At 37.6% G+C, this 3,373-nt stretch carries 5 protein-coding genes; all 5 read left to right on the top strand.

The window, feature by feature from the left end:
• The first annotated feature begins 86 nt into the window (after positions 1 to 86).
• The 5 genes from FTV31_RS16025 to FTV31_RS16005 all read left to right on the top strand — a co-directional run bounded on the left by FTV31_RS16025 (position 87) and on the right by FTV31_RS16005 (position 3,022).
• Positions 87 to 1,016 (top strand): MobA/MobL family protein, encoded by a 930-nt coding sequence (locus tag FTV31_RS16025; protein ID WP_119065094.1) that lies wholly within the window; start codon positions 87 to 89, stop codon positions 1,014 to 1,016.
• The gene (locus tag FTV31_RS16020; RefSeq protein WP_068550831.1) at positions 1,013 to 1,513 is read left to right on the top strand and encodes a hypothetical protein; all 501 of its coding nucleotides are present in this window, start codon (positions 1,013 to 1,015) and stop codon (positions 1,511 to 1,513) included. The genes FTV31_RS16025 and FTV31_RS16020 overlap by 4 nt, the downstream gene beginning before the upstream one ends.
• 70 nt (positions 1,514 to 1,583) lie before the next feature.
• On the top strand, positions 1,584 to 1,880 hold the full coding sequence (locus tag FTV31_RS16015) for a BrnT family toxin (protein ID WP_042087986.1): 297 nt from the start codon (positions 1,584 to 1,586) through the stop codon (positions 1,878 to 1,880).
• A complete protein-coding gene (locus FTV31_RS16010) occupies positions 1,870 to 2,085 on the top strand; it encodes a hypothetical protein (protein ID WP_042087985.1) in 216 nt (71 codons plus the stop codon). The genes FTV31_RS16015 and FTV31_RS16010 overlap by 11 nt, the downstream gene beginning before the upstream one ends.
• A 127-nt stretch (positions 2,086 to 2,212) precedes the next feature.
• Positions 2,213 to 3,022 carry a hypothetical protein gene (locus FTV31_RS16005; protein WP_108091266.1) on the top strand — a complete coding sequence of 270 codons (810 nt, stop codon included), beginning with the start codon at positions 2,213 to 2,215 and terminating at the stop codon, positions 3,020 to 3,022.
• Positions 3,023 to 3,373: the final 351 nt, after the last annotated feature.

The following is a 3,373-nucleotide window of genomic DNA, read 5'->3' as shown; positions in this document are numbered from 1 at the left end:
ATCATCATTATGATGTGGGCTTCGATACTTGATCAAAGAGCGTTTAAAAAAGAACGTAACCGAAAAAAGGAACAGGATAAGACCTAATGGCGATTGCTCGTTTAAGTGTCAAAGTCGGTAAGGCAGGTAAAGCAGCACCGCATGCCGAATATATTGATCGGGATGAAGAAAAAAAGCTGAAACAAGAACAGGCAGAAACCGACCTTGAACATAGTGCCTATGGGAATATGCCGAAATGGGCTGAACATAATCCGATTACCTTTTGGGAAGCAGCCGACCTTTACGAGCGCAAAAATGGCAGTACCTATCGAGAATATGAAATTGCCCTGCCTAGAGAGATGAATGCCAAACAACGTCTAGAACTGGTTGAGGAGTTCATTCAGTCCGAGATCGGCTCAAAATATCCATATCAGTTTGCGATTCATAACCCTAAAGCAATGGACGGCAACGATCAGCCCCACGTGCATCTCATGTTTAATGAACGTCTGCAAGATGGAATCGAACGAGATCCAGAGCAATATTTCAAACGCTATAACAGCAAAAATCCTGAACGTGGCGGAGCTAAAAAAGACAATACAGGCAAGAGTTACCAGGAACGAAAAATTGATATTAAAGACCTACGCCAAAGATGGGCGGATTTATGCAACAGCCATTTAGAAAAACATCAAATTGATAGCCGTATTGATATGCGAAGCTACAAAGAGCAAGGCATAGAGAAAGAACCCGAAAAGAAACTGTTACCAAGCCAAGCCAAAGACCCTGAAATTAGGGAAGCCCTACAACAATCACGTACAGCCTATAAAGAGCTTGAGCGACTAGACTTAGGCGACCCCAAACAAGACCTGAAAGACCTCAAAAACAGCCCAATTTCAGACAAAGAAATTAAACAGGGTATTGAGAGCTTTAAGGCTGATTTTGACAGCTTTAAACAGCTTGCTTTGGAACAGTACAAACAACAGCAGAAATTAGAAAGAGAGCAACAGAAAACAATGAAGTTTAGAGGGATGAGCCGATGACACCTGATGAAAAAAAGCTATATGCACTAATGGCAGTTGCAGAACAACAGCAGAACCTCGTCAATCAGGCCGTTAAAGAGCTTCAAATCACGAAAGAACACATTCAAAGCACTATTGCTGGGCAGACCCACCATACTGTATCAAAATCGCTAAATACGGGCTTACAGGAGGGTACAGCGGAGCTTATTAAGACCGCTAAAGCACTTGGACGCTTGAATAATTCAATTGAATCAGCCCGTGATCAGTTGTCATGGAAGCTCATTACCATTGTTCTAGGCATCTTTGCCATTCTGATGCTTGGTATCATTTGGCTGTTTAGTGTTTATATCAAACCTTTAGGCAATATCCCGCAGATCGAGAGCCTGAGACAGCAAGGCATCCAGTTTGATATTGGAAGTTGTAAAGTTGATGGAGAATCTAAACCGTGTGTCCGAGTGATGAAAAAGCAGTGCGGATATGGAAAAAATGGCGATTTTTGTGTCATAGACCCAAAATAATAAGAATATTTCTTATGCTAAAAGAAAATTCTTACTTAATTTCAATTCTACGAGAGGAAAAGGGGTAATCATGCCATTGATTGAATATTACGGCTTGTTATTTGAATGGCATGACCAAAAAATGGATTTAGTCTACAGAGGGCGTGAAATTACGTTCGAAGAAGTCTGTAGTATTTTCCTTGATCCTGCATTGATGTCTTTTGATGATGTAGGACACTATGACGAACAACGACTAATATCAGTCGGTTTAAGCAATCGTGGTAGACTATTAACAGTGGTTTGGGTTGAACGTGGAGATGTTGCGAGAATAATCACTGCATTTGAACCATCACATCACCAAAAGCGGAGGTACAGCAATGCAAAATGAATTAGAACGCTATAAAAATTTTGACCCTACCAATGCCCCATTGGTTAAACCTAGTTTTGTGAAAAAATTACAGGAACGTCACGCCATCGCTCAAGCAAAGGCTTTTGATGCTGATGTGGTGACATGGTTAGGTTCACAAGATAATGAAACAAAACAACATATTAACGATATGGTTCGCCATATTATGGCATTGAAACGTACTTAATTAGGTATGACCTCCCTTTTTTGTTTTAATGTTTGATTGATTAATTAGAAAGCTCATTTGGTATTCATACCAAATGAGCTTTTACTTTATAGTTTTTGAAGGATACGCCGTGGTTAAGGAAGTTGTTATGTTGAAACATTCAAGTTTGGAAAGAAAAGAGTTCAAGCATGAAGAACTTGCACTAATAAAAAAACTTGATTTCAACGATATTGAGATTATTAAGCCTGATAATCTTGGACAAATCTTAATTTGGACTTCTAAACTTGCTGAATATCATCATGCTCAATTTGTTGAATTTAGTCATAAGTTAGATATTGTTGATGAAATAGAAGAGCGAGAAGAGATTAACAATAAGATTAATTTTTATAGAAAAAGTAGAGTTTTAGAGAATCATATCAAGGATTTCTATCTAAAAAAGCTATTGGATCAAGGAGAAGCGACAGTAAAGGGATATATCAAACATCCGATTAAACAGGATACAAATTACGCTGTAATTTCTTATCACGGATATCATTTTGTTAGTTTTGCTACTCCAGAGATTATTGAAAAATTTCCCTTACATTTTATTGATTTTGTACAAAGTGAAACACCAAAGACATTAGCAGATATACACTCTGATGAAGCTGTACTGCTATCAACGGTTAAGAATTTTATAACGCCCTTTAAAGAACAATATAAAAAAATAAAGAGTAAAAATAAGGAGATCAAAGAACACAATACGGTCGTACATAAAATTTATATAAAAATTAAAAATAAAGAAGCAACTTTGCAAAAGCCAACAGATTCAAAGCCTAAAGAATCTAGCCCCAAATCTGATGAAAAGATTACTTTACCAGTAAAAATGAAGCAGGTAGCTATTCAGCAAAATATAGCTTCACAAGAAAAGTCAATTACTGTGATTAAGAAGCGAAAATTTGCTTTAAATAAGGATAAGTAAATTTGTAATTGTAAATTATAAAGAAAATCCCCCCTAAGCCTTGCAACTTAGAGGGGTTTTCCAGTAAATTCTACGGTACGCAGTTATTTGATGTTAACCCATCGAATAACGAAGATCATAAGGTTTGGCGACCGTTATGATTTCACCAAAGGCTGGTACCTGAACTCTATTTTCACAATAAACAGTGTTTAGATCAAGTCTCAAAATGATAAGTCTTCGTTAATCCGTGTTTTAAATCATCAAATAAGCATCATAGATCGAGCTTTGCCTGCTTCTGCGTGTCCGTTTTACGGATTGGCATGCGTTGCATGTGGAGGGAATAAGTGTCACTGGTGCAACGTAGCGATAGTC

Source organism: Acinetobacter sp. YH16031 (assembly GCF_013417335.1).
In the GTDB taxonomy this organism is placed as follows: domain Bacteria; phylum Pseudomonadota; class Gammaproteobacteria; order Pseudomonadales; family Moraxellaceae; genus Acinetobacter.
This window is presented reverse-complemented; position numbering and strand designations above follow the sequence as displayed.